Source organism: Paraneptunicella aestuarii, from assembly GCF_019900845.1.
Classification (GTDB): Bacteria; Pseudomonadota; Gammaproteobacteria; order Enterobacterales; family Alteromonadaceae; genus Paraneptunicella; species Paraneptunicella aestuarii.
Map to the genome: position 1 here is coordinate 930,743 of NZ_CP074570.1, position 25,970 is coordinate 956,712.

General features: G+C 43.6%; 26 protein-coding genes. 23 read left to right on the forward strand and 3 right to left on the reverse strand.

Translation table 11 applies throughout. The features are described 5' to 3' along the window. The first annotated feature begins 6 nt into the window (after window positions 1-6). From pseI to KIH87_RS03890, 15 genes are all read left to right on the forward strand, one after another. Window positions 7-1,074, forward strand: coding sequence for a pseudaminic acid synthase (gene pseI / locus KIH87_RS03820; RefSeq protein WP_232360211.1), 1,068 nt, complete (start codon window positions 7-9; stop codon window positions 1,072-1,074). After that, window positions 1,071-2,099 (forward strand): UDP-2,4-diacetamido-2,4,6-trideoxy-beta-L-altropyranose hydrolase, encoded by a 1,029-nt coding sequence (pseG, locus tag KIH87_RS03825; protein WP_232360212.1) that lies wholly within the window; start codon window positions 1,071-1,073, stop codon window positions 2,097-2,099. The genes pseI and pseG overlap by 4 nt, the downstream gene beginning before the upstream one ends. A gap of 1 nt (window position 2,100) precedes the next feature. Continuing rightward, the gene (locus KIH87_RS03830; RefSeq protein ID WP_232360213.1) at window positions 2,101-2,634 is read left to right on the forward strand and encodes a GNAT family N-acetyltransferase; all 534 of its coding nucleotides are present in this window, start codon (window positions 2,101-2,103) and stop codon (window positions 2,632-2,634) included. 2 nt (window positions 2,635-2,636) lie between these two features. Beyond that, window positions 2,637-2,882 carry an acyl carrier protein gene (locus KIH87_RS03835; RefSeq protein ID WP_232360214.1) on the forward strand — a complete coding sequence of 82 codons (246 nt, stop codon included), beginning with the start codon at window positions 2,637-2,639 and terminating at the stop codon, window positions 2,880-2,882. Continuing rightward, complete coding sequence (locus KIH87_RS03840; RefSeq protein WP_232360215.1) at window positions 2,879-3,613, forward strand: SDR family NAD(P)-dependent oxidoreductase; 735 nt, start codon at window positions 2,879-2,881, stop codon at window positions 3,611-3,613. Before KIH87_RS03835 ends, KIH87_RS03840 begins: the two co-directional genes overlap by 4 nt. A 14-nt stretch (window positions 3,614-3,627) precedes the next feature. Continuing rightward, window positions 3,628-5,052, forward strand: a complete 1,425-nt coding sequence (locus KIH87_RS03845; protein ID WP_232360216.1) for an AMP-binding protein — start codon at window positions 3,628-3,630, stop codon at window positions 5,050-5,052. 14 nt (window positions 5,053-5,066) lie between these two features. Then, on the forward strand, window positions 5,067-6,182 hold the full coding sequence (locus tag KIH87_RS03850) for a LuxE/PaaK family acyltransferase (RefSeq protein ID WP_232360217.1): 1,116 nt from the start codon (window positions 5,067-5,069) through the stop codon (window positions 6,180-6,182). After that, entirely contained in the window at window positions 6,160-7,407 is a 1,248-nt protein-coding gene (locus KIH87_RS03855) for an acyl-CoA reductase (RefSeq protein ID WP_232360218.1), read from the forward strand. Before KIH87_RS03850 ends, KIH87_RS03855 begins: the two co-directional genes overlap by 23 nt. Before the next feature lie 69 nt (window positions 7,408-7,476). After that, window positions 7,477-8,379 carry a LicD family protein gene (locus tag KIH87_RS03860; protein WP_232360219.1) on the forward strand — a complete coding sequence of 301 codons (903 nt, stop codon included), beginning with the start codon at window positions 7,477-7,479 and terminating at the stop codon, window positions 8,377-8,379. A gap of 38 nt (window positions 8,380-8,417) precedes the next feature. After that, window positions 8,418-8,921 (forward strand): adenylyltransferase/cytidyltransferase family protein, encoded by a 504-nt coding sequence (locus tag KIH87_RS03865; RefSeq protein ID WP_232360220.1) that lies wholly within the window; start codon window positions 8,418-8,420, stop codon window positions 8,919-8,921. Next, window positions 8,921-10,291 (forward strand): hypothetical protein, encoded by a 1,371-nt coding sequence (locus KIH87_RS03870; protein WP_232360221.1) that lies wholly within the window; start codon window positions 8,921-8,923, stop codon window positions 10,289-10,291. The genes KIH87_RS03865 and KIH87_RS03870 overlap by 1 nt, the downstream gene beginning before the upstream one ends. A 74-nt stretch (window positions 10,292-10,365) precedes the next feature. Next, window positions 10,366-11,418, forward strand: a complete 1,053-nt coding sequence (locus tag KIH87_RS03875; protein ID WP_232360222.1) for a TylF/MycF family methyltransferase — start codon at window positions 10,366-10,368, stop codon at window positions 11,416-11,418. Between the two features lie 17 nt (window positions 11,419-11,435). Beyond that, window positions 11,436-12,392 (forward strand): NAD-dependent epimerase/dehydratase family protein, encoded by a 957-nt coding sequence (locus tag KIH87_RS03880; RefSeq protein WP_232360223.1) that lies wholly within the window; start codon window positions 11,436-11,438, stop codon window positions 12,390-12,392. Next, a complete protein-coding gene (locus KIH87_RS03885) occupies window positions 12,389-12,946 on the forward strand; it encodes an SIS domain-containing protein (protein WP_232360224.1) in 558 nt (185 codons plus the stop codon). The genes KIH87_RS03880 and KIH87_RS03885 overlap by 4 nt, the downstream gene beginning before the upstream one ends. A 206-nt stretch (window positions 12,947-13,152) precedes the next feature. After that, window positions 13,153-14,151 carry a GDP-mannose 4,6-dehydratase gene (locus tag KIH87_RS03890; RefSeq protein WP_232360225.1) on the forward strand — a complete coding sequence of 333 codons (999 nt, stop codon included), beginning with the start codon at window positions 13,153-13,155 and terminating at the stop codon, window positions 14,149-14,151. Between the two features lie 35 nt (window positions 14,152-14,186). Here KIH87_RS03890 and KIH87_RS03895 read toward each other — a convergent pair whose 3' ends face one another. Next, window positions 14,187-15,764, reverse strand: a complete 1,578-nt coding sequence (locus KIH87_RS03895; protein WP_232360226.1) for an FkbM family methyltransferase — start codon at window positions 15,762-15,764, stop codon at window positions 14,187-14,189. Between the two features lie 283 nt (window positions 15,765-16,047). Here KIH87_RS03895 and KIH87_RS03900 point away from each other — a divergent pair, with 283 nt between their 5' ends. Both KIH87_RS03900 and KIH87_RS03905 read left to right on the forward strand, forming a co-directional pair. Continuing rightward, window positions 16,048-17,253, forward strand: coding sequence for a glycosyltransferase family protein (locus KIH87_RS03900; RefSeq protein ID WP_232360227.1), 1,206 nt, complete (start codon window positions 16,048-16,050; stop codon window positions 17,251-17,253). 78 nt (window positions 17,254-17,331) lie between these two features. Then, the gene (locus KIH87_RS03905) at window positions 17,332-17,991 is read left to right on the forward strand and encodes a class I SAM-dependent methyltransferase (protein WP_232360228.1); all 660 of its coding nucleotides are present in this window, start codon (window positions 17,332-17,334) and stop codon (window positions 17,989-17,991) included. An 82-nt stretch (window positions 17,992-18,073) separates the two neighbouring features. Here KIH87_RS03905 and KIH87_RS03910 read toward each other — a convergent pair whose 3' ends face one another. Further along, window positions 18,074-18,937 carry a hypothetical protein gene (locus tag KIH87_RS03910; protein WP_232360229.1) on the reverse strand — a complete coding sequence of 288 codons (864 nt, stop codon included), beginning with the start codon at window positions 18,935-18,937 and terminating at the stop codon, window positions 18,074-18,076. A 386-nt stretch (window positions 18,938-19,323) separates the two neighbouring features. On the opposite strand from KIH87_RS03910, the gene KIH87_RS03915 reads away from it, so the two are divergent. Then, window positions 19,324-20,331 carry a hypothetical protein gene (locus KIH87_RS03915; RefSeq protein ID WP_232360230.1) on the forward strand — a complete coding sequence of 336 codons (1,008 nt, stop codon included), beginning with the start codon at window positions 19,324-19,326 and terminating at the stop codon, window positions 20,329-20,331. Window positions 20,332-20,447: 116 nt separating this feature from the next. Here KIH87_RS03915 and acpP read toward each other — a convergent pair whose 3' ends face one another. Next, the gene (gene acpP, locus KIH87_RS03920; protein ID WP_232360231.1) at window positions 20,448-20,702 is read right to left on the reverse strand and encodes an acyl carrier protein; all 255 of its coding nucleotides are present in this window, start codon (window positions 20,700-20,702) and stop codon (window positions 20,448-20,450) included. Window positions 20,703-21,152: 450 nt separating this feature from the next. Between acpP and KIH87_RS03925 the strand changes: the two genes are divergently transcribed. The 5 genes from KIH87_RS03925 to KIH87_RS03945 all read left to right on the forward strand — a co-directional run bounded on the left by KIH87_RS03925 (window position 21,153) and on the right by KIH87_RS03945 (window position 25,969). After that, window positions 21,153-21,824: a class I SAM-dependent methyltransferase gene (locus KIH87_RS03925; protein WP_232360232.1), complete on the forward strand. Its 672-nt coding sequence runs from the start codon at window positions 21,153-21,155 to the stop codon at window positions 21,822-21,824. A gap of 50 nt (window positions 21,825-21,874) precedes the next feature. After that, window positions 21,875-23,206, forward strand: a complete 1,332-nt coding sequence (locus KIH87_RS03930) for a hypothetical protein (protein WP_232360233.1) — start codon at window positions 21,875-21,877, stop codon at window positions 23,204-23,206. A gap of 106 nt (window positions 23,207-23,312) precedes the next feature. After that, window positions 23,313-24,089: a phytanoyl-CoA dioxygenase family protein gene (locus tag KIH87_RS03935; protein ID WP_232360234.1), complete on the forward strand. Its 777-nt coding sequence runs from the start codon at window positions 23,313-23,315 to the stop codon at window positions 24,087-24,089. Between the two features lie 59 nt (window positions 24,090-24,148). After that, on the forward strand, window positions 24,149-24,961 hold the full coding sequence (locus tag KIH87_RS03940; RefSeq protein ID WP_232360235.1) for a transketolase: 813 nt from the start codon (window positions 24,149-24,151) through the stop codon (window positions 24,959-24,961). An 84-nt stretch (window positions 24,962-25,045) separates the two neighbouring features. Further along, the gene (locus KIH87_RS03945; protein ID WP_232360236.1) at window positions 25,046-25,969 is read left to right on the forward strand and encodes a transketolase family protein; all 924 of its coding nucleotides are present in this window, start codon (window positions 25,046-25,048) and stop codon (window positions 25,967-25,969) included. Window position 25,970 lies beyond the last annotated feature (1 nt).

Here is a 25,970-nt window from a genome sequence, read left to right on the forward strand (position 1 = left end):
GCATTTATGAGTATGCAAACACAGTCGGTGAACATTGGAGGCTTTCTGGTTGGTGCCAGAGAGCCTTTTATTATTGCTGAGTTAAGTGGCAATCATGGGCAAGACTTATCTCTTGCTATGCAAATGATTGATGAAGCGGCGAAAGCCGGAGCTCATGCAATTAAATTGCAGACCTATACTGCCGACAGCATGACGTTGGATGTGGCTTCTGACGAGTTTTTGATTAAAGAAAAAGACAGTCTTTGGCATGGCGAATCTTTACATAAGTTGTACGCCAAAGCCGCCACGCCATATGAATGGCATCAGCAATTGTTTGATCATGCTAAATCTCTGGGCATGTTAGCGTTTAGTTCTCCTTTTGATGAGGCGGCAGTCGACTTTCTGGATGAACTGGGCGTTCCCTGTTTCAAGATCGCTTCTTTTGAATTAACCGATATTCCACTGATCCGTGCCGCAGCCAGTAAAGGCAAACCCTTAATTATGTCTACCGGGATGGCTACGCTGTCGGAAATCGAAGAAGCGGTGAAAACGGCTAAGCAAGCTGGTTGTGACGATATTGTCTTGCTTAAATGCACCAGCACTTATCCTGCGTCGCCCGAGAATACTAATCTGAATACCATTCCTCATTTAAGAGACGCTTTTAGGTGTCAGGTTGGACTATCTGATCACACGGCTGGAATCGGCGTTTCGGTTGCCAGTGTTGCATTAGGCGCAAGCGTTATCGAAAAACACTTTGTGCTGGATCGCAATGCGGGGGGCGTTGATGCCGCTTTTTCCATTGAGCCAACAGAACTTAAATCTCTGGTTGAGGAAAGTAAACGAGCCTGGCAAGCCATGGGGCAGGTGACTTATGGTGGTTCTCAAGCCGAAGAGAAATCGAAACAATATCGTCGATCTATTTATGTCGCCGAAGATATCAAAAAAGGTCAGCGCCTAAGCAAAGAAAATTTACGCGTTGTTCGCCCGGCTTTTGGCTTGGCTCCCAAACATCTTGATGTCGTGCTAGGGCAAGTGGCTGCTTGCGACTTGAAAAAAGGCACGCCGTTAAACTGGCAACACATCACAGAATCATGACTGTATTAATCCGGGTTGATGCTTCGCGCCATATTGGAGTGGGGCATCTTATGCGTTGTTTGGCTTTGGCTCAGGCGCTGGATGAATGCCATGTTGAAGTGACATTCATTATTCGTGCGGAAACTCGCCCCATCTGTTTATCGCGTCACGATTGGGTTGGGCAAACGCTAGTCATACCCGAGCATATTACTCTTGAAGAAGAGAGCGCATGGATTAAAGCGCAAGAACTGGAAGCCTGTTTATTGATTTTGGATGGCTATCAGTTTGATGAACACTATCGTTTAGCCATTAAACAAACGCTGGGGCTGCCCTTGGTTTTATTTGATGACACCAACAGTTCGGGTATGTTACATGCCGACATTGTCATTAATTCAGCACCTGAAGCTCGAAATTTGGGGTATGAAAAAACAGCGCCGGATGCCATTTTATGCCTGGGTGAAGAATATCGGGTGTTACGCCGAGAATTCACTGTGTTGCCCGATACATCCTGGTCTCAACGTCATACGTTAACACTGGTCTTTGGGGGCAGTGATGTGGCTAATCTCACTATTCGGTTATTACAGGCGCTTGAATCTACGGATCTGGAATGCCCGATTAGAGTGATGACTGGCGCAGCTTATCCTTTCAATGATGAACTGCAACATGTCATCGCCGACTCCCGGTTTGCGATTCAGCACATGCCAAATTGCCAGCAAGTGGCTGAGGTCTTTTGCCATTCGCGCCTGGTGGTTTCGGCTGCGGGCTCTAGTCAGTATGAATTACAAGCCTGTGAGACCCCTGCAATATTGGTAGTGGTTGCGGATAACCAATTCCCGGCAACAGATTCAGCGGTTAAGCAAGGTTGGTGTCAAATGTTTGATCTGCGAGAATTGGGAAACACTTCTCAAAATCTACAATCTATCGCCAATGATGTCACCAAATTGTGGCAAGATAATGAGGCATTGCAATTGATGCACAAAAAAGCCAGGGAAAGCCGCATAAATGATGGCACGGCGCTATTGGATATTTTGCTAAAACAGGTGTGAAATGGAACTACAAGGATATCACGTCAAATTGATGCAATTACGTCGGGAAGATCTGGAAATGGTTCGCCAGTGGCGAAACGATCCCAAGATCCAGCAGTTTATGTTATCCCAATCTCAAATTACGCCAGAGCAGCAGCAAGCCTGGTTCGAAAAGATTAATAACGATCCTCGGCACTTACAGTTCGTTATTTACTATAAGGATGCGCCCATCGGTGCCGCTAACCTGAAAGTAATCTCGGGTGATGCCTTGCAAAACGCACAAGTCATAGAGCCAGGCTTATATATTTACGATGACAAGTACCGGGCAAATTTGTTGGCCTTCGCACCGACTTTGTTGTTAAATGATTACTGTTTTGACACTTTAATGGCACAAAAATTAAGAGCAGTTGTAAAAAAGGACAATATTGCTGCGTTGAATTACAACCAAAAATTAGGCTATCAGGTTATCAAGGATGGAGATTTGGTGGAAATTGAATTGGACAAGCTCAACTATGAAAAAGTGAGCAAGCCATTAAAAAGACTTTTATCAAGATAATCATGACTAAAGAAAATCAAGACAAGTTAATTGAAGCATTTGCAACCGCACTCAACATTGATAACAGTGCAGTGACTGAGCAATTGGCATATAATACCATCCCTGAGTGGGATTCTACTGCTCACATGGTACTCATCGCGGAGCTTGAGGATGTGTTCGACATTATGCTGGACACTGACGATATTATTGATATGAGCTCCGTCGCAAAGGCAAAGGAAATATTGATCAAATATGGGGTTGAGATGTGATTCTAAAGGATAAAACGATTTTCGTAACTGGAACTTCCAGTGGTATTGGATTAGCAACTGCTAAGTATTGTTTGGAGCAAGGAGCGAAGGTTTACGCTAATGTGCTCGATGAATCTCTTATTCCTTCTACTAGTGAAATCTTGACAGGAAATGTGCATTTCCTTCCCTATGACGTATCTGAACCTGCACAAGCCGAAAAAGCTTTTTCTATAATTTCCGAAGAGTCCGGTCAATTGCATGGCATGGTAAATAATGCCGGGTTGCTTGAAGAGGGGGCTTTTTTGGAAACCTCCCTCGACAATTTTGATCGCATTATGCAAGTCAACGTAAGGTCGGCCTTCCATCATATGCAATTGGCTTGTAAGGTCATGCTGCCCTATAAAAGTGGCTGCATTGTTAATCTCTGCTCTTATGTTGGGGAGCGAGGTGCCGCTGGTTTTGTTGCCTATTCCGCAACCAAAGGAGCACTTGGCTCAATGACTAAATCGGTTGCCAAGGAAATGGGGGGCGCTGGTATTCGAGTGAATGGTGTTGCCCCTGGTTTCATCGAAAGCAATATGACAGAACATTATCAGGGGGAAATTCGAGAAGCCTTAATGACCCGGGTTTCATTGCAAAATCGCGCTGGCAAAGCGATGGAAGTGGCAAGCGCAATAGGCTTTTTATTATCTGATCAAGCGACTTACGTCAGTGGGCAGCTTCTTGGCGTAGACGGTGCCGCCTGTTTTTAACGAGGAAACCGGATTTGCCAGAGTTTTATAATGACTTGCAACGATTTGATGATTCTCCGGCAATCAAAGTCTTACAAGACGATGGAGCTATTGCAGCGTTAAGCTATTCTGAACTGGAAAGACGTTGCAACGATTTTTCCCAACAATTACCCCAAACAAGAGGTTTATGTTTTGTGCTGGTTGATAACTCACCAGCAAGCCTAATTGCCTACTTGAGCTGTTTGCGTAGCCAACACATTGCCATACTGTTGGATGCGAATATTTCTGAAGAACAACTTAATGGGTTGCAACAGACTTATCATCCCGATTGCCTTATTCAAGGCGGAAACATAACGCGGTTTGAAAATCTGGAGGTTCTACAAGCGCCTCGCCAATTCGATAAACGCATTGCGGTTATGCTTTCAACTTCCGGTTCTACCGGCTCTCCCAAGCAGGTGGCGCTGAGTGCAACGAACCTTCAAGCCAATGCTCAAAGTATTTGTCAGTACCTGCCTATTCACCAAGCTGATACCACTATTACCACTTTACCTTTTAACTATTCTTATGGTTTGTCGATAATTAATAGTCACTTACTGACAGGCGCATGTATTTTCATGGGCAATGTGTCGGTGGTTGATCGACAATTTTGGGATATTTTGGATAAGGCCGAAATAACCAGTTTTGGTGGTGTTCCCTATTCCTATGAAATGCTGTTGCGATTGGGCTTAACCAAGCAAGAGTTGCCATTTTTGCGTTATTTCACCCAAGCTGGTGGCAAGCTACAAGCCAAACGGGTCAAAGTTTTGAATGATTACGCACAAGCACATCATAAAAAGTTCTTCGTCATGTATGGTCAAACCGAAGCGACAGCACGTATGGCCTATGTGGAACCTGATGTGCTGGCAAACAAGCCCGAAACTATTGGCAAGGCGATTCCTGGCGGCAGGCTAACTTTGGTGAATGAGCAAGGCGATGAAATATCCGAACCCAATAAACAAGGTGAGTTGGTATATCGTGGTGATAATGTCATGTTGGGCTATGTTGAGTCGGAAGCAGATTTGAAGCAAATCACACCGCTGCAACAGTTGCATACTGGTGATTTAGCTTATTTTGATGAGGATGGCGATTTTTTCATCGTTGGGCGTTTAAAGCGTTTTATTAAAGTGTTTGGTTTACGTATTTCTCTGGATGAAGTGGAGCAAATGTTGCGTAAAGCCGGAATTGATTGCTATGTTGTTGGAGAGGACAATCAAATTCAATTAGCCGTGACTCACACAGCTTTGGATGATAATAAACTGGATGAAAAAGCATTGATAAAGCAGGTTTCAACTCAATTACACATTCACCATTCAACAGTCAAAGTGAAGGCTGTAGAAGAGCTACCTGTTACCGCCAATGGCAAGGCTGATTATCAAGCTGTTACCCGTTTATTCAATGGCAGCTCGTTGAAAATCCGCTAGCTTAAAGAGTAAATATGAAGTCAGCAGATAATATTCCTCAAGACGAGTTGCATTACGAAACCCTGTTCAATGCTTTGTTGGATAAGCCAGTTTATGGGGTGCCTCAAGAACATAAGTCTAAGCTACTACTTGATATTCTCAATCTACTGCATGGCCATCATATGCAGGATTGTCCTGCATATTTCAATATGTTCCAGCATCAAGGTTCTCACCCTGTAGCCACTCTGGAAGAATTACCTTACATGGCGGTGCGATTGTTTAAGCATTTAACCTTGCAGAGTGTTCCTAACGAGCAAGTATTCAAAACCTTATATTCATCAGGTACAACAACGCAAACTCCAGCGAAAGTGGTGCTTGATAGAGATACCAGTGCTCGACAATCCAAGGTGTTGGTGAAGATCTTACAAGCTTTTTTGGGCAAAAATCGTTTGCCTATGTTGATTATTGATACGCCCTCAGTGTTAAAAGACAAGTCCAGCTACAGCGCTCGTGGTGCGGGTATTCAGGGTTTATCTATTTTTGGACGTAATCACACTTATGCTTTAGATGACAATATGCAGCCGGATTGGTCTGTCATTGACGCCTTTTGTGAGAAGCATCAAGCGCAACCGGTTTTGATTTTTGGCTTTACCTTCATGGTGTGGAAGTATTTTGTACAAGCTCTACGCCAGCAAAAGCGACGCTTTTCCCTGCCTCATGGAGTGTTATTGCATAGCGGTGGCTGGAAGAAGCTGGAATCGGAAAAAGTAGGGAACGAAGAGTTTAAATCCGAAGTGAAAGACGTGCTGGGCGTGTTGAATGTACACAATTTTTACGGCATGGCTGAGCAGGTTGGCTCTATCTTTGTTGAATGTGAACAGGGTCATTTACATTCGCCACTATTTGCTGACGTTATCATACGTAACCCTTATTCTTTACAACCTGTTGGTGTCGGTGAAAGCGGGATTATTCAGGTGCTATCTGCATTACCGACCAGTTATCCCGGACACAGTCTTCTCACTGAAGATTTAGGCAAGCTGTTAGGCGTGGACGATTGCCCTTGTGGTCGAGCTGGCAAATATTTTCAGGTCGAAGGACGTTTACCCAAAACTGAAACGCGAGGTTGTAGTGACACTCATCAGCCAGTCTAAGCAACTTATCGAATATTTGACGCCATCGTCGGTGGCAGACGTCATTAATGATGGTGACAGCTGCCCGGCGCATTGTTTGTTGCAACAAGCCCCTTTGTCTCCGTTTTCAGAAGACATTCTGGCTTTTCTAAAAGCCTTTTCCAAGAAGCTGTTGAAGCGTTCCGAGCCTGAGCTGGTGGCGCTTGGCTTTTGGTTGAGAGAAAGCCGTTTAAAGCAATTTCAAAGCCGCATGCAAGTATCGCAGGATGATGTGTTTATCCAGCCGATTGGACGAGTTCTGCATTTTACTCCGGCGAATGTCGATACCATGTTTGTTTACAGTTGGGTGTGCTCGTTGCTGATGGGAAATGTCAATCTCGTCAGACTTTCCAGCCAGGAGTCGCCTTTAAAGCAAGCCTTGCTGGCATTGATTAACGAACTGTACTTGCTTCCTGAATTTCATCCTATCGCTAAACGAAATGGTTTTATTTACTATCCTCATGACGACACTACAACCGCTTTGTTATCGGCCAATGCCGATGCGCGGGTCTTATGGGGCGGCGATGAAGCGGTTATGGCTATCCGTCATATTTCAGCCAAGCCTCGTACCCGGGATATCAGCTTTGCTGACCGCTATTCACTGAGTTTGATTGATGTTGCCAAACTGGATAGCAAGGAGACGATTCAGTCGGTAGCGGAAAAGCTTTGGCGCGACACCATTCCTTTTGGTCAAATGGCTTGCTCGTCGCCCAAGGCTATAGTCTGGCTGGGCGAAGATGAAAATGGAGACAAGCATGTCTCGAATCTGACCGAATTGTTAGAAGCGATAAACCAGCATGCCCTGCAAGAAGCTCGTGAAATCAGCCAAAAGAATAATCATCTGATTACCAGTCAACTTGCTCAAGCCTGGGGATTGGCTGGCAATGTTAGATTTAGTGATGCGATTACTGCACTTGATATCACGGAAATTAGTGAGCAGATTTTCAATTGGCATACGGGAAGTGGCCTGTACTTCCTATTGCACATTAATTCTTTGCAAGAGCTGCCAGAGTTTCTGGAAGAACGTTGCCAGACGGTTAGTGTGTGGGGCATTGATCACAAAGAATTAATAAAGCTGTTTGCAACAACGCCGATAACAGCAGTAGATAGAATTGTGCCCATAGGGCAAGCGCTGGATTTTGACCCCGTTTGGGACGGCTACGATTTGTTACAGCAACTGAGCCGTAAAATCACTATTCAGACCTAAATCTAAGACTAAACCTAAGACTAAATTTTAACGCCTAAATTGATATTGAATCCGGATACACGTACGGAAATGAAAGAGCAACAGTCACAACAAATAACGGCTATTATTTTTGGTGCCAGTCAGTCCGGCAGCAGTGCCTTTGACAAGCTTTCCAGCGAATATCATATTCTTGCCTATGCCGATAATTCTGTAGAAAAAGCGGGTTCAACCTTAAAAGGCGTACCGGTTATAGTTCCTGTTGATATCCCGTCTTTCAATCCAGACAAAGTGTTTATTGCCAGTGAGTTCTTCGAGCAAATTCAAAAACAGTTGGTGAATGAACTGGGATTACCAGAAGACAAAGTTCAAGTGCTACCTACTTCATACATCAAACCTATTTCCATGGGCGATAGCGAACAAACACTTAAAACCGCAGAACAAATCCTGTTTACCGTGTGTGATTCGTTGGAAAAAAATCAGGTTCCTTACCATGTCGATGCCGGGACGCTATTGGGAGTCTACCGGGATGGAGGGTTAATTCCTTGGGATGATGATCTGGATATCGCCGTGTCGTCGGAATTTACTCTGCTGGCAAAACAAGCATTATTAGATTGCCTGGAGCAACTACAGGAAATCACGGGTGAATCCTGGCAAGTGGCAGAACACTTGGCTAATCAAAATTTCGGAGCAGTTTCTATCGGTGATGTTCGTGGCCTCAAATTGAAGTGTGAAAACGACAGTGCGGGCTTGCCCATGTTGGATATTTTCCTGAAATATATTGATGGCGATACCATGGATTACGTGTTGTCTTCTCGCGGTATTCGTATGCCGAGTTGCCATTTGCAGGAAACCGCAAGGTTTGAATTTAAAGGCTGGCAATTATCTATTCCTTCAGATGTGGAAGGTTATTTGGAACGGCACTATGGTGACTGGCGAACGCCGGTCAAAGATTGGCATTTAGGTATGCTAAAAAATGCCACCGTGTTTGAATAGTGCTGGCCTGAGACGCGGTTTAAGGTACACTCACCCTTATGACAGACAATAACAATAATAACTCTGCTATCTCTTCATCACATCCTAAAACGGTGCTCACCTATGGAACCTTCGATTTGTTCCATATCGGTCATTTGAAAATGCTACAGCGCCTAAAAGCAATGGGCGACAAGTTGATCGTTGCAGTTTCCACCGATGAATTCAATGCACTAAAAGGTAAACGTAGCGTATACAGTTACGAAGAGCGGGCTGCCATTATCGCCGCTTTATCTTGTGTTGATTTGGTTATCCCGGAACAAAGCTGGGAACAGAAAGCGCAGGATATTCAGCAGTATCAGGTTGATATTTTTGGTATTGGCTCAGACTGGAAAGGCAAGTTCGACGAATTAGCGGATCTGTGCCAGGTCGTTTATCTGGATCGCACTCCCAGCATTTCAACCACTGAAGTAAAGCGTGCGTTATCGAATCTGGACTCTGACAAAATCAAGCAGATTAAGGATGGTCTGGATAGTGTGCTAAGTATCGTGAAGGCTATTGAATAATGGTTGAGCATAAAGCCAACAAGGATTTAGCGGCTGATATTCCGGGTGGAGCCAAGGTACTGCTTTACGGAACAGGCTCATCGGCTGTTTATTTTATTCAGCAGCATCAACAGGCGCTTAATCTTGTGGGTGTGACTGACGGTCAGGTGAATGCCCCTCTGTTTCAACACTTTCCTTGTTTTCCTTTGCAAGACATCTCGCAAATTGATTGCGACTTTATTGTAGTTGCGTCATGGGCCATTACCGATATTTCACAGCGCCTTATGAATAGTGGTGTGGCGAAAGAGAAGATTCTTTGGTTCCAGCATAATAAGAACCGAGTTGTGGCATGTGATCACCCCGATGCATTGGTTTCACATCAAGAGTTATCTAACGACAATATTTTGTATGCCTTCTACGACCTTGACGTAGCCAGAACCACCTATGACGTTTTAGGCTTTTTATGCCTTGCTGACATGGCGCGAGAAAAAGCTGAGTGCGATGCAGTGCATGTGGTAGTGGTGAATGCTTCGAACAACGATTTTAATGTGGCGGCTCGTGGCATTATTTCCACCAAAGAGCATGTTTGGCGTAAGCGCCAGATTTTGGCTCAGTCCTGTGGTTTATTACCGACTTGCAGTGGTTTTAGTTTTACCAGCACTCGTCAAGAAGCGATTTCTTTGTTTGAACAGGCCAAGCATATTTTCCCGGAAGACTACCAAGTCACTAAGCCGACGGCATGTTGGGAATTTGATAACCTGTTTAAGGTGACGCAATTGGTTAACGATGTTTCTCGTTTGCAGGCATCAGAGCAAGCGAGAAATTTGGTTCAGCAGTTTCTTGATAATGTTAATCCTATTGCAGCTAATGGTGAGCGCAAGAAGGTGATTTGCATTACTTTGCGAGAGTCAGATATCAAACCAGCCCGTAATAGTAATCTGGTTGAATGGCAGGCGTTTATTCAGCAATTAGATAAAAATACTTATTTTCCTCTGATTTTGCCCGATACAGATAATAGTTGGTCTGAATCATTGATGGCATTTATCGCTGATACGGGAGCCGCAGTCTTCACCGAAGCCTGTTTCAATGTTGAGCTTCGTATGGCGATCTATGAACTGAGCTATGTCAATTTGGGCGTGAATAATGGACCAATGCATTTGTGTGCGTTAAGTCCAACTTGCCGCTACATCATGTACAAGCAGGTGACAGAAGACTATGCCCACACATCAACTCAGTCCTTTATCGACAGAGGGTTCACCATAGGAGGTGACTTTGCCGGGGCGAATCAATGGCAAAAACTGGTATGGGCAGATGATGACGCTCCAGTGATTCAGGAAAGTTTTGAGCGTTTGGTTGCAGAGATTGAAGCATCGTCTGCTAGCGACAAATAATCTTTATCTCGTGCTCATTGGATACGAGATGAGCACGATGAAATTGAAACAGATAAGAGATGGTAACGAGATCAATGAGTACACAAACAGTGTTGGCAATTTGGGGAACCGGATCATTAGCTCAGCGATATCTTGATATTGAAAATACCGGTATCTCGGTTGATTATTTTATTGATTCAAGTAAGACCGGAGAATTTGCTGGCAAGCCTGTTTTATCACCAGAACAAGTCGTTGAGCACGGAATTACCCATATTGTTATCTGTTCCACTTATGTCGACGATATTGCACCAGTTTGCTTGCGGCAAGGGTTTGACATTGAGCAATTGTCGGTAGTGTTACCCCGTACTTTGGAAAGAATTCCCTTCGAGCAATTCAGTCATGTTGAGGGAGCCTTTTATTACTATTTGCCTTGGACGAAACAAATTCCCGCTATTGAACATTCATTAAGCAGTGACATTGTGTTTCCTGATGTATACAAGGAAATCGCCAAGAGTGTTGCTTATGTTTATGTGTCTTCCGTCGAAGGCGATTTCGCCGAGTTTGGAACTTGCACAGGATATACTGCATCATTGATTGCATATGCAATGAAATATTATTCTGAATTTTTTGTGCACCACGAAACCATGCATAACATGACGCCAAGAGAGTTATGCCTGTTCGACAGTTTTCAGGGCTTTCCTGCTTCAACCAAAGCGCCGGATCTGGATTCTCCTCATGTGGCTTCAGGGGCTTGGGGCGAAGGAACCGCAAAAGGCTTGAATGCGCAGCAATTAAAACAGTTATGCAGTCAGTTTATTGCGCCAGAGAGAATTAACATCTACGAAGGCTGGTACAAAGACACACTCACCACCATTGATGCCAACAAACGCTTTGCTTTTGTGCATTTGGACTGTGACTTGTATGAGTCGACCTACGATGTGTTGTACCATCTGTTCAGTAATAATTTGCTCTCTGAAGGTGCCAAGTTATTGTTTGATAACTGGTATTGCAATAAGGCATCGCGTCACTTTGGTGAACAAAAAGCCTGGCATGAGATTTGTGAGCAATTCGATATTGAATACACCAATATAGGTATGTACGCCTGTGTTGGACACAAAATGATTATTCATAGTTACCGTAAGAAATAAGACAAGAGATAACGTAAATGAAAGTATTGGTGACCGGCGCGTGTGGATATAAGGGAACAGTATTGGTTCCTAAACTGTTGGAAAATGGCTATGACGTCGTAGCATTGGATACACAATGGTTTGGTAATTTCCTGCCGGATCATCCCAACCTGACTGTCATGAAGCATGATGTGCGAGACACTCACGGCATTAATCTTGATGGCGTTGACGCTATTGTTCATTTGGCTTCTATCGCCAATGACCCGTGCGGCGACCTAAACCCCAAACTGACTTGGGAAGTCAGCGCGTTGGCGACGATGCAGTTAGCCGATAAAGCCAAGCGTTGTGGCGTGAAGCATTTCGTTTACGCTTCTTCCGGTAGCGTTTATGGCGTGAAAGATGAAGATCAGGTCACAGAAGATTTGTCGTTGGAACCTATCTCTGAATACAACAAAACCAAAATGGTCTCCGAGCGAGTTTTGTTGAGCTATTCCGATGATATGGTGGTGCAGGTTGTTCGCCCTGCTACGGTTTGTGGATTGTCCAAGCGTATGCGTTTGGATGTGTCGGTTAACATGCTGACCATGCAAGCATTAACCAATGGCGTGATTACGGTATTTGGCGGTGAGCAGACTCGTCCGAATATTCATATCGATGATATTACTGATTTATATGTTTTCTTGTTGCAGAACCCACAAGTGACCGGTGTTTATAACGCTGGTTTCGAGAATATCTCTATCTTGGATATCGCCAATATGGCGGTTGAGCAAGTGTCGCAACTGGATGGTAAACACGCTGAAATTATCGTGACGCCATCTAACGATCCTCGTTCTTATCGCATTAATTCAGATAAGCTGTTGGCGACAGGTTTTAGACCGAACAAGTCGGTATCGATTGCCATTAGTGAGATTATCGATGCCTATCAATCTGGCGAACTCAAAGACGAGACTCGTTTCCATAACCTAAAATGGATGCAGGAACAGAACTTAGCATGATCGAGCATATTCATCAGTATGTCAGCCGATTAGAGTCTGTATTGCATGATGCAGACTGGTCGCCTGTTGAACAATTAGCTGAAGACCTGTTACAAGCCGTGAAATCAGGTAATCAGGTGTTTTTGTGTGGCAATGGCGGCAGCGCTGGTAATGCCATGCATTTGGCCAATGATTTTTTGTATGGTATCGAACCTGGTGGTGCTTCTTTAAGAGTGGAAGCCTTGCCTGCAAATTCTGCTGTATTGACCTGCTTGGGGAATGATATTGGTTACGACAATATCTATAGCCATCAATTAAAAGTGAAAGGTCAGGCGGGCGATATCCTGATTGTGCTTTCTGGCAGTGGTAATTCCCCTAATATTCTAAATGCTCTGGAACAAGCCAAGGCATTGAATATGAAGACTTATGCGATTCTTGGCTATGCGGGTGGCAAAGCGAAACAAATGGCCGATACGCCCATTCACTTTGCCATTCACGATATGCAGATCTCCGAAGATATGCAGATGATCGTTGGGCATATGCTGATGCAGTATATGGCTGAGAAGTTGAAGTAAGGATAGTTAAATGTGTTTAATTCGAGGTCATGTATAGAAAACTATCGCATACTCGCCGTGTATCGTTCCATGGAGGCTCCACAGCCACTTCCATGCGGTTGAGGGGCTGCTTATAGTTTCCTATAAATGATTTACAAGTTAGCTATTTCTGCTGATGTCCGAATACCAAATAAAGCTAGTTTCAAAATGACAGAATTGGAGATGTCATGACCCGTAAAGTCTGTGTTGTTGGAAGTAATTCGTTTTCCGGTGCTAATTTCTGTCAGCATCTGTTAAATCAAGGCTATGAAGTCATTGCCATGAGCCGTTCCGCAGAGCCGGTTGATGCATTGCTGCCATACAAATGGGTGAGTGCAGACAAGCTTAAAAACCTGCAATTTCATCAACTGGATTTGAACCAGCATCTACCTGAAATAGAAGCCTTACTGGATAAGGAAAAGCCTGCTCATATTTACAATTTTGCAGCTCAAAGCATGGTAGGACAAAGCTGGGAATTCCCAGAACACTGGTTTATGACCAATGCGGTTTCTACGGTGAAATTCCACAATGTATTGCGTCACAAAGACTACATGGAGCGTTACATTCATATTTCTACGCCAGAGGTGTATGGCAGTTGTTCCGGCTTTGTCAAAGAAGACCATGTGTTCAACCCCAGCACACCTTATGCGGTATCGCGTGCGGCGGCGGATATGAGCCTGAAAACCTTTTTTGATGTGCATGGTTTTCCGGTAATCAGCACACGAGCAGCCAATGTTTATGGTGAAGGTCAGCAGTTGTATCGCATTATTCCTAAAACCATTATGTGCATTTTGCTGGGTGAAAAACTGCCTTTGCATGGTGGCGGTCATTCAGAGCGTGCGTTTATTCATATGGATGACGTGTCGGATGCCACCTTGAAAATTGCTGAAAAGGGCGAAGTGGGCAGCACTTATCACATTTCTACCAAGGAAACGATTTCTATTCGTGGTCTGGTAGTGAAGATCTGCGACATGATGGGCGTTAAATTTGAAGACGTTTGTGAAGTAACAGACGATCGTCTAGGCAAAGATGCAGCCTATCTACTTGATGCCACTCGCTTACGCGAAACGCTCGATTGGCAGGATCAAATCTCTTTGGACGAAGGGCTTGAGCGTACCATCAAATGGGCGCGAGATAATTTCGATGTGTTAAAAGCACAGCCTAATACTTATATTCATAAGCCCTAGCTCATACCAACAGCCCAAATCAATATATTCAAATATCAACTCAGGCTATGCAAATAGCCTGAGGCTTTGCCGTGTTCAGGAATAATGCTTAGGCATAGTTGGAAATAGTGTTTTGCCTGGTCACTATGTCCAGACTGCAATTCCAGTTCACCCAAATGGAAATAGGTATTAGCAAGAATAGGCGACTTTTGCGGTTCTTTTTCAAGTAGGTTTTTTAACTCTTCAAATACTTCTTTTGATACTGCATGTTGAGCTTCTGCTTTCAAAAATGATGCAATACTGTATGTAAGGGCTTTTCTATTCGCAGAATGATCAATCTGGGTGAATTCAGTAATACAGGCTATTGCATTATTTAAGTGTTGTTCTCTATTGCTGGAAAAAGCGATGGTATGCTGCTTTAAGTATTGGATAAGCTCATAGAAAAACGCCACGCTTTCTCCCGACTCTTTCAGGATATTTTTCGATAATTCATCATCGAATAGTGACTGTTTTACGCGGTTTTCCCAGAGTAGTTCGGCTTGTGTGTTCAAGCCATAAGCACGTAATAAGGTTTCAATACTGGAGTAATGTTTGTTTTGTTGTTGTAGTTGTTCGCACAAGAAGTGAATGACTTTGTCTAGTTGATAAACATAAGTGAAGAATTCCTTGTTAGGATAGTTCTTTCCATTAGGGCTATTTAATACCTTTTTAAAGGTTGTGGGGTATACCTTGGGCAGTTGCTGAATTGCAACGATTAGCTCATCTATAAGCTTCAAGTATTCTGGTTTGGATGAATGCTTATCTATAGTCGCATCGGTTGATGTACAGCGATTCAGGCAAGCAACAGAGAATTCCATTTGATCATAAATTAACGCAATAAAAGCCAGCTTTTTAAGCATGAGAGTTTTCAATGAGCTGTTTGTCAGATTATCCAGAGTTTCTACTTTGCGGATAAACAGTGCATTTGCGTAGGAGTGAAAACCTTTAGCTCGAGTGCCAATGGATCCTCTATGAGGTGTATATTCGTGGAGGTCGAGGAATCTGGCGAAGGTAAAACCCTTGGCATCGAGATATTCACATATTTCACCAAAGCAGCTCTGTTCTTTGTACAGCGGTACAAATTCAACTTCCAGACAAATGGCCAGTACATTTTCATTAAGTGTTTTGGTCGCACCTTTTAAAATATCCAGTTCTGCTCCCTGGACATCGAGGGACAGGAAATCTGGAGGAGGAAATTCAGCACCTCTTTCAAAGAGCTCATCTAAAGAGACTGTGTCTATTAGGATCTGTTCATTAACACTGAAGGATTCTTTCAAGGGGTAATCAAAGCCGTATACAAAACTGTAATGGTTTTCATATTCAGGATTGAGTTCATATAGCGAACTGGTGAACGGGTCATGGTTGATATTGAAAGGAACCTGTGAGCCCTTATATTCACTGATACAGTAAGGTAAGACCAATACTTCTGCGGCACTATTTTGATTATACGATTGTGCTTCATCTATGCATTCGGCATCGGCATCGTATAACACTTTTACAAACCCTTGCTCCAACTTACCCAATTCAGGAAAAGAGCCATTACCATATCGAGCTCCTATATGATGAGTTGTGAATCGGGTATCAAGTTGAGTCATTGTTAAGTATCCGCTAAGCAAATGTTTTTGTGACGAGCATGATTCTGAGTTCTGTATCGACTTGTCGCAACCAAATTTGAATTCTTTGTGATTTGTTACTCTTCGACAGAATGGTAGCACCATAAAAGAAATGTAAGTGAAGCATGTCTAATGGAATGAAAATGCTAACTCTGTTATTTCTTTAACATGCAAAGGTGGATAAAAATCAAAGAATTTCAGGTTTGAGACGATATAGAATATTAGAAAGCTAGATGAATTTGGCGCTTTGCCATTTGGAGCATGAATGAATAATTACCATGTAGTCAGGGTTGCCCCTATTGTTGGCCTTACTCTTAGACAGGAAATTGCTGCGGATCCCTCTTATCAGGGTTTGAGCTATGATGAGTATTTAGAAAAGATTCTGGCGGGCAATTACAATTACTCAGATGTATTTGCTTACGAAATGCGTAAGTTGGGCAATCAAGTAGAAGAAATAGTCTATGATGTTGAGGGATTGCAAAAGCAGTGGGCCAAGGAAAATGATCTGCATCTTGAACCAGATGAACTTTGGCAGGAAAAGATAGTTTTAGCGCAGCTTAAAAAATTGAATCCTGACGTAGTATATATTCAAAGTTTTTCCCGAATTACACCCAAAGCCATCTATGCGATTAAGGATCAGATCCCTAACCTCAAGAAAATTGCGGTACATTCAGGTTTTCCAAATGGTATGGATGTTGTTACCAAAGACACTTTGGTACTTGCTGGCTTTCCCAATATTCAAAAAACATTTAGTGAATTGGGATGTGAAACGCACTTGTTATACCATTTTTGGGATGAGCGAATTTTGGCGCGTATGCAGCCAACAGAGCGTCAAATTCCTTTTAGTTTTATTGGTACATCCGGGAATGGTTTTGGTGATGGGCACAAAACTCGTTATTGGGAATTATTAAAACTGGCTCATAACACGCCGTTAGAGTGCTGGGTTGATGACAAAGACGCATTTCAAGATCCTGAATCGGATGCAAATCCTTTTGTTGAGTTTCCGTTAAAAGAGCATTTCTATAAAGATTTAGCTGCGGATTATAGTCAATATCCCAAGCCAACATCACCCTTAAGATATCTGCTACCTCGTGGAACAGCACACAGGCCAGTCTATGGGGATGACTTCTTTCAAACCTTGCATGACTCGCTTGTGACCTTTCAGCGCCACACCGATACTATGTATTCCGAAATCGGTGCTATGAGAGTGTTTCAGGCAACGGGAGCCGGAGCCTGTTTGTTAACCAATGATGGTGACAACATGACTGATTTGTTTGAGCGTGACACAGAAGTAGTTACTTACTCTTCATTGCATGAGTGTATCGAAAAGGCCAACTACCTTATTGATAACCCTGAGAAAGCAAAGGAGATTGCTAAAAAAGGTCAGGAAAGAACGTTACGCAGTCACACCGCTAAAGAGCGTTATGCAGAAGTGCATGATATTCTTCAAAAAGCACTAAAACGCAGTTAAACGACGACAGTATTTATCTTTAGATTAGCCAGACATCAGTGAATGTCTGGCTTTTTAACAATTGAAACGGGAAACATAATGGAAATTGATCTGTTAAAGAACTATCCAAAAAGTAAGCGTGACACAAAAGGGCGTAGTGAAATTATGACCGAAGAAGTCAGAGCCATTGCTCGTCAATATGGTAAAGAGTTCTTCGATGGCGATCGCCTTTATGGTTATGGCGGTTTTAACTACAACGCTCGTTTTTGGCAGCCTGTCATTCCCGATTTTGTTCAGCATTTTGGTTTAACCAGCGAAAGTCGTTTTCTTGATGTGGGTTGTGCCAAGGGATTCACGCTTTTTGATTTGATGGAAGGTGTTCCTGGAATTACGGTTGCAGGTATCGATATCTCCGAATATGCGATAGAGAACGCCAAGGAAGAAGTTAAACCTTTCCTGACCGTTGGAGATGCTAAAGCGCTTCCTTATGAAGACAACGAGTTCGATGCGGTAATCAGTATCAACACGGTTCATAATCTGGAGCGTGATGAATGCGCGAAAGCCTTGCAGGAAATCATGCGAGTCACCAAAGATTCCGGCAAAGCCTTTATTACGGTTGACGCATATCGTAATGACGAAGAAAAAGAACGCATGATGCAATGGGCATTAACGGCGAAAACCATTATGCATGTTGATGATTGGAAGCAGTTCTTTAAAGATGTGGGCTATACCGGGGACTATTACTGGTTTATTCCGTAACTTATTTCTTTTTCAGGTAACAGAGTGAACGAAGCCTCTCACAATAATTTATGAGAGGCTTTTGTTTATTTAACTGAAGTTGTTAGGGAAGGAATGGCAAGAATCCAATATAAATACTGCATGAGCTTGAGTAACGAGTTTGATCAACTTGCCAATATTGACCTTTCTTAACGGGAGCACTCATGCCACCAATATGGTCAACTCTGGTTAATAAGGCTGAAGTCGCTGAAGTGTCTCCCACTTTCAAGGCATAAGTATTACCTTGGCAATCTCCGCTGTTTACAAATGTAATGATGGCATCTGTTTCCGCTAGATATGGAGTATCTATTGAATAGGTTGTTCCTCCAATCATAGGGTGATTCCAATCACCAAACTTACTACCGCTACTAGGTGTTCCGGCCGCAGAGCTTAAGGTGAAGTTATCAAAGTTTACCTGACCGGTATTTCCTGTTGCTTCCAGTTCAATAACCATAGGGTTGCCAGCATAGGAACTGTCGCCTGTACTGAAATTAAGCGTGACGGTACTAAAGCTGCCACCGTTAGGAATAATGGGGTCAATAGCAGTGAATATCGTGTTCCCTGCGGCTTTTATTCTGACAATATAACTGGGGAAATTGGTATCCAGGCGGTCACCTACATCAAAGGTCAACGTATAGTCTGTATTCGATGTCAGGTTTGTCGTCAGGGTTTGGGCTACAATGGAATGTCCGTTCATATAGAGAGTATTGGTATGGTATCCATCGCCAGCTTCTCCTGTTAAAACACTTTCAGGTGGATTATAGACACCTGCGTAGCCATTTATAACAGCCCAGCCTTGAATGCTATGGGTGAATGCTCCGTCTGCTAATACTTGGGCATTGAGGTCGGGGTTACTGATTGTAATGGGGTCGGCTAAAAGGTTGCTGCTTAAGAATAGAAGTGAGGCGGAAATAAGCTTTAATCTCATATTATTTTTCCTTGTTAATTGAAAATTTCCAAAATAGCTATCTGTGTTCCTGCCCTTGATAGACTTTTAAAATATCGGGCGGTTTTAAAAAAGCTTTACATTTTCGCTTAATAATCTTTTAACCTGTACCCTGTTTTCGCTAAGCAAATATGTTATAAAAGCCCGTCTTCAAATGTTTTTTCACATTGAACCGTCTCTTTTTACTCCCCCTTTGGCTATTTATTGACCCTGAAAACCAAGTATTGACCCTACACACCAGTTACAGACTGATTGGTGCTATGCAATCACAAAGCGTTGTGGAAGCAATTTTCCCCTTCTGGTATTTCTGTTTGTTAAGTAATCAATAAAAATTCTTAACAAAGTGTTATCAAGTCGGAAGGATGGTTATGAAAAGCATAATTACTAAAACATTATTGGCAGCTGCAACATGCTGCATGTTATTGCCAGCCGCGAATGCGGATATTACTACCTCTGTCGATAGAGTTCGATGGAAAGAAGGTTTCCTTAACTGGGCAGATCACAATGAGTATCCAGAGTGGAAAAATGAAGGTATTTGGACTGAGTATCGCAAAAATACCTTCGTTTCCAAGTATTGGGAGCCGACTCGCTCTAATGTAAGAACCATGGTGATGATGATTGCTGGTCAACAAGGTTTTTCCGGTTCTTCAGGCGCATCAAACTGCTTAACTGGTCAGAATGACACTTGGGACAGTGGTTGGGATAAGGGCGACAAGTCGAAAAATACCAGCTTGAAAAGCCAGTCATTGGCGGAAAAGTTAGTTAACTCTGGCTATTTTAGCAGCAGCAATACTTTTTTCAGTGTTGTCCTTAACAGTAACTTCAACTGGGAAAATACGGTGGATGCAAAGAACAAAGCAGAAAGAGCCTTTGCAAAGTGGTTCCTGAAACATGGTGACAGCACTAAGGTTGACCGTATTATTCTGTTAGGTTCTAGTCGTGGTGGTGCTTTGTCAGTACGCTTGGCAAGAAAAATACGTGACCATGCCGGATGGGGCAACACGCCTATTTTCGTAGGTTTGATCGATGCAGTACCAAATTCTGATCAAAATGAATTATTAACCGAGAATCAACCTAGCTGTACCAACCCGTACAACAGCAGCTATTACTCAAGAAAAGCTGACCTTGCTACCTATTTCTCAGGTGTTACCAAGCCGAAGATCCGCCACATTGCTACTGGTGCGCCAGTCATTGAAGCTGTTGGTGCTGTACATTCATTCTGTGCCACAGAATCTTCATGGTACGAACATAGCTGGGCAAACTTGAGCCATACACAGATTGGTCGTTGTAATGATTCTGAAGGTGCAGCGTACAAATACCAGTATATGGATGCGGGTATTGATAAGTTATTGGATTGGGTCATCGCTCATATGTAAACCACATATGTAAGACCTATATAAGCTTCGTCCAATAATACGCAAAAGCCCCGAAAAGTTATCTTGTCGGGGCTTCTTTATCTAAAGTAAACAAATGTTATGTGGGAAAAATTAGACTAAATTTCAGCAAGTTCTGGATCGTAATTAACTTCTATGTAGCGTATTACATCACCTACAACTTTCATTTGAGGCAAAGCTTCTTCATAAATATCGATATCGAAAGCTTCTTCAAACTTAAGCGTTAGCTCCACTACGTCAAGGCTATCTAAATCAAGAGACTCGACCAATTTAGAGTCATCGGTAACTTGTTCCTGTTTGACATTGAGTTGTTCGGCAATGATTTTTTTAACTTTTTCGTCGATATTAATCATTAATGGGCTCAAAAGGTGAAATGAGAAAATAAAGATGCATTATGGAATTTTGAATGGCTCACGGAATGCAATTTCAAGTGCTGTATTCTAGTCAATGTGAATGTTAAAACAAGTGGATTTGTTGATTTTCTGAAGTGTAAAAGTTGTAACATCATGCCACAAAATTCACTTGTATTCATTTCTCATTAAATGTTAGCGCCCTCTCACATAGGCTATTTGTTCATCTGGTGCAAAACTGTACATCTCACTTGCATAGACTAAGTTACAATGCATTATTTTTCGTCTCAGCGAGAATATAAAACAATAAATCTCAAGGATTTTGCTGATTGAGACGATATAAGACAGTAGAGAGATATAGGCACTAATTAATGTGCCTCAATAATGTTATATGGAGTTGCGCGGGCATATTCGTGTAGCGAAATACCTAACTTACACAAGAACTGAATCAAGATGACAACAGAAAAGCGAGCGAAAGAGCATCAATACAGCGGCAATTTTGATTTTGAAAACACAGAATTGGGCTGGATGACCAATCAGGTTTGGCATGAAGATCCCAAACGTGTTGTTTTCGTTCTTTCACGATATAAATTTGTTGCCAAAATGCTCTCTGGTAAGCATCGAGTGGCAGAAGTGGGCTGCGGTGATGCGTTTGGTTCTCGTATTGTTGCCAGTGAAGTCGGCAGTTTAACCGTTACTGATTTCGATCCGTTGTTCATTGAATCCATCAATGCATCTCCAAATAAAAAATGGCATGAAGACGCCCTGGTTCACGACATTACCAGCGGAGCGCTACCACAAGATAAAGGTGCATTTGATGCGGTTTATTGCTTGGATGTGTTTGAACACATTGAATCGGATAAAGAACATCAAATCGTTGAGAACCTGAAAAACTCCACCCACGACGACGGTGTCGTGATTATCGGCATTCCGTCTTTGGAATCTCAGCAGTACGCATCCGAGCAAAGTAAAATTGGTCATGTGAACTGTAAATCTGGCAATGATTTCAAAGCGTTACTACAAGAACATTTTCGCCATGTTTTCCTGTTTTCCATGAATGATGAAGTGGTTCATACCGGGTTCTATCCGATGGCGCACTATCTTTTTGCACTTTGTGCTAAATAATAAGATACAAAGTCATCCAGACAGGAAAATGAACAAATGAGAAGTTTGTCATGAGTAGTATTAAACAAGACGCGTTGGTGTTCGGTGCGGGCGTTGTCTTCGAGAAATTTATTCAATCGGGTGATGCCAAGCCCTATGACATCGTCGCTGTTTTGGATAACAACAAAAGCGGAGATTTCCTTGGGTTTGATGTGAAGAAACCGAGTGAAGATTTCTTACGTGATACCGAGTTCGATCTTGTCATTCTCACCTTATGGGACAAGCCAGAAGTCATTGAGGCTGTTTCTTCACAGCTCATTTCGATGGGCGTTGACGCTGCAAAAATCAAGGTCTACAGCTACGACAGGCATGTGATGTGCGGGTTGTCTGAGCATAAGAACATGCTGGAAGATATTCAGGCGGATAAGATCCTGTACGCCTATTACGACTTGAACCGCAGCTCGGAAACCTACGATGTCACATCGTTTCTGGCGACTGCCGATTGTTACCGTGAACAGCAAGGTTTAACGCACCTGCATATGGTCATCGTGGCGCGTGACAACCAATGGCAAGCGCAGGCTTATTGTTTGGACGAGGAAGAGCGCTTGTGGCGAGCGGAAAATATCGTGAAGCAAGCCTGTGCGTTAATTCCTGCTTGTAAGGGCATGACCTATTGCACTTCCCGTGACCAAGCGCAAATGTATCTGGACAATACCTCACAAGTATTTCCACCGGATTATCGCTTGGATAATCCGCCGCCGATTACGGTGCATAAAGATTTCTATTACTGGCTGGATCAAGGTTTCGACCCTCGTCGTTTTCATTCTACGCCCAAAGCCAGTCACTACATTCAGCAATGGGTTGATCATCAGCTTCCCGACGGTAAAAAGCAGTTTGTTACTGTGACCTTGCGTGAGAGCACATTGCAACCCAAGCGCAACAGCGTTATTGCTGAGTGGGACGGATTCTTTCAGTGGTTGTCTCAACAACATCCGCAATTGTCGGTCGTTATCATTCGTGATACCGAGCGTGTATTCAAAAAAGCCCCATTTACGGCCAGTAATGTGTTTTATATGCCAACAGCGTCTTTTCATATGGACTTGCGCATGGCGTTATATGAAATGGCTTACGTCAATATGGGCTGTTCCAACGGGCCGAAGCAGCTGTGCCATTTGAGCAAAACGGCGTCCTATATCACCACCAAAATGATTGTGGAAGATTATCAGGGGTCGAGTAGTGAAAGATTCATCGACCGCAATATCACCATTGGTGAAGATTTCCGATTTGCTGATGATAACCAGATGATTGATTGGAACCCGGATAGCAAAGACTGCCTCATCAAGTCGTTTTTGCGCTTTGAAGCGGTTCGCCCGCTCTTGTCTACACCGGTCTTGTCCGCATAAGAACAAGGGGCACAATTGTTAGATATGAATCAACATTGAGCAACGTTTGGAACTGTATGGTAAGCACACTCAAAACCAAGATTGCGAATGAGCAAGGGGAATAGAAATGCAGGTTCATGAGATTAACGAATTAAGCAAAGCTTCTTTGTTGGGTGAAGTTAACGAAGGTGCGGGTTTTTATCTGGCCAATATGTCTCAAGATGATTTGGCGCAACTACGCGCTTTGGTTACTGAACAGTTTTTACATGTTATTCAATGTGTTGCTCCGGAACAGGTAGCGAAATACCGAGCTGCGGGCTTGGCTCATTATCATGAAGTTTATCAGGAAAGCGATTTTGACCATGGCAGTGTATGGAACAAAGCCTCTCGTGTGTTAGGGCCTAAAGCGGTAGAGCAGGTTGCACAACTGGGCTTTTATCAAAAGTTAACCTCCTGTTTGGGCGATTTTCTGGTTTCCGATGAAGAAGGATTTAGCTGGCCGGGGATTTATTGGCGCTTGGTACGCCCCGGCAATTCCGACATTGGCCCCGTTCATGCCGACAAATGGTTTTGGGACTTGGGGCATGGTGAAATGCCCGGCGAACCCGGTGAATACTATCGTTTAAAGATTTGGATGAGTTTGCAATCGCAATCGGGCAAAAGCGGTTTGCGCGTTGTTCCTCATTCTCAGAAAAGCGAACAGTGGCGTTATCACGGCGAGAACAAAAGCGGCAAGATGAAGCCGGTTCTGGATGAAAAAGAGGAAGATCTGGATTTGGTGGCATTGCCTTTATCACCCGGTGGCTTTGTGGTGTTTCACGACAAACTATTACACGGCGGAATGCCTAATTTAGGTGATACCAGCAGGGTCAGCATGGAATTTACCATGTTGGTGAAGGCATAGGTTCAGGCATAACAAAACGTAACAACAGGATTAACAGCAGTTAAATTGGCGAACAAGACATGAATACCGAAGCAAAGCAGATTATCGCAAACATTCGACAACAACTTGTCGAAGTCTCGAACAAAAACAAAGTACCGCATTTGGCTTGTTCGCTATCCAGTGTTGAGATCCTGTACACCCTCTACTTCCACATTATGAATATCCGCCCTGAGCAGCCCGACTGGGCAGACAGAGATAGATTCCTGCTAGGCAAAGGCCATGCCGCCGCTGTGCTTTACAGCGTGTTGGGCTTTCGCGGTTATTTTGCGCCAGAGCAAGTCATGACCCTGGGGCAAAATGGCAGTGCCTTTGAAGAGCATCCGGGCAAGAATCCCCCTCCCGGTGTTGAGAATATCTCAGGCTCGTTAGGCCATGCGTTAGGTTTGGCTACCGGTATGGCGAAAGCGGCCAAAATAGCTGGTTCCAACGCGCATTTTTATGCCTTGGTAGGCGATGGTGAATTAAACGAAGGGACGAACTGGGAAGCCGCCATGTTTGCCCCGGCAAACGGCCTGGATAATTTGACCGTGGTCGTGGATTTCAACAAGCTTCAAGGCACAGGCCGCAGTTGCGAAATCATGCAACTGGAAAACATGGAAGACAAATGGAAAGCCTTTGGCTGGAATACCTCCAGAGTTGATGGCCACAATGTTGATGCATTACATGAGGTATTAAAAGCAGACAATATCGTTGCAGGTAAACCAAGAGCTATTGTGGCGGATACCATAAAAGGGGCAGGCGTGTCCTTTATGGAAGATGACAACAACTGGCACTACAGAATACCTACCGTTGAAGAAGTGGATGCGGTGGCAAAAGAATTGGGCTTGGTTTGAAGCTAATCCGATAAGAAACTTCCAATAAATAGCGCTGAACAAGCAACACCGAATAAGCAACACCGAATAAGCAAAGAGAAGATCATGAGAAACAAATTCGCTCAATGTCTGACAGAAATCGCCGCAGAGCAACAAGATGTATGTTTGCTGTACGCAGACATTGGCAACCGCCTGTTCGACAAGCTTAAAGACGTTGCGCCGGAGCGCACCATCAACGCCGGTATTGCCGAAGCGAACATGGCAACTATGGCATCGGGCATGGCAACCATGGGGTTGCGCCCTTTCATTTACACCATTACGCCATTTACCACCGCGCGTAATTTTGAACAGATTAAAATCGACCTGGCCTATGCCGATGTGCCCGTGGTGATTGTGGGAACCGGTTCCGGTTTGTCTTACGCCAATTTAGGCCCAACGCACCACTCTTTTGAAGATATTGCTTTAATGCGAATCTTGCCCAATATGCAAGTGGTTTGCCCGGCTGATTCCCTGGAACTGGAAGCCTTGATGCCGCAAATGCTCACCGTAGAACACCCTACTTATTTGCGCATTGGCAAGAAAAACGAGCCCTTGAACTACGACAGTGTCCCCAATATCAAACTGGGTAAAGCCCATGTGTTACAGGAAGGGCAGCGCGTATTGTTGCTCTGTTGCGGCACGGCGTTGCAAATTGGTGGCAAGCTGCATGCACAACTGCAAGAACAGGGCATTTCCACCGAATTAACCAGTATGCATACGGTCAAACCCTTAGATGAAGATTACCTGCAAAAAATGGCGGACTACGATCTGGTTGTGACATTGGAAGAGCACAGTTTAATAGGTGGTTTTGGCTCGGCGATTAATGACTGGATTGTGGATGTGTACGAACAACCGGTAAACCTGTTGCGCTGTGGTATTCCCGATAAATTTATCGACCAACTTCATGATCCAGATTCAGCCAGAAAACGAATTGGTTTGACGGCTGAGGATATTTTGCCCAAAATTTTACAACGATTGAGCAAGAAGTAGC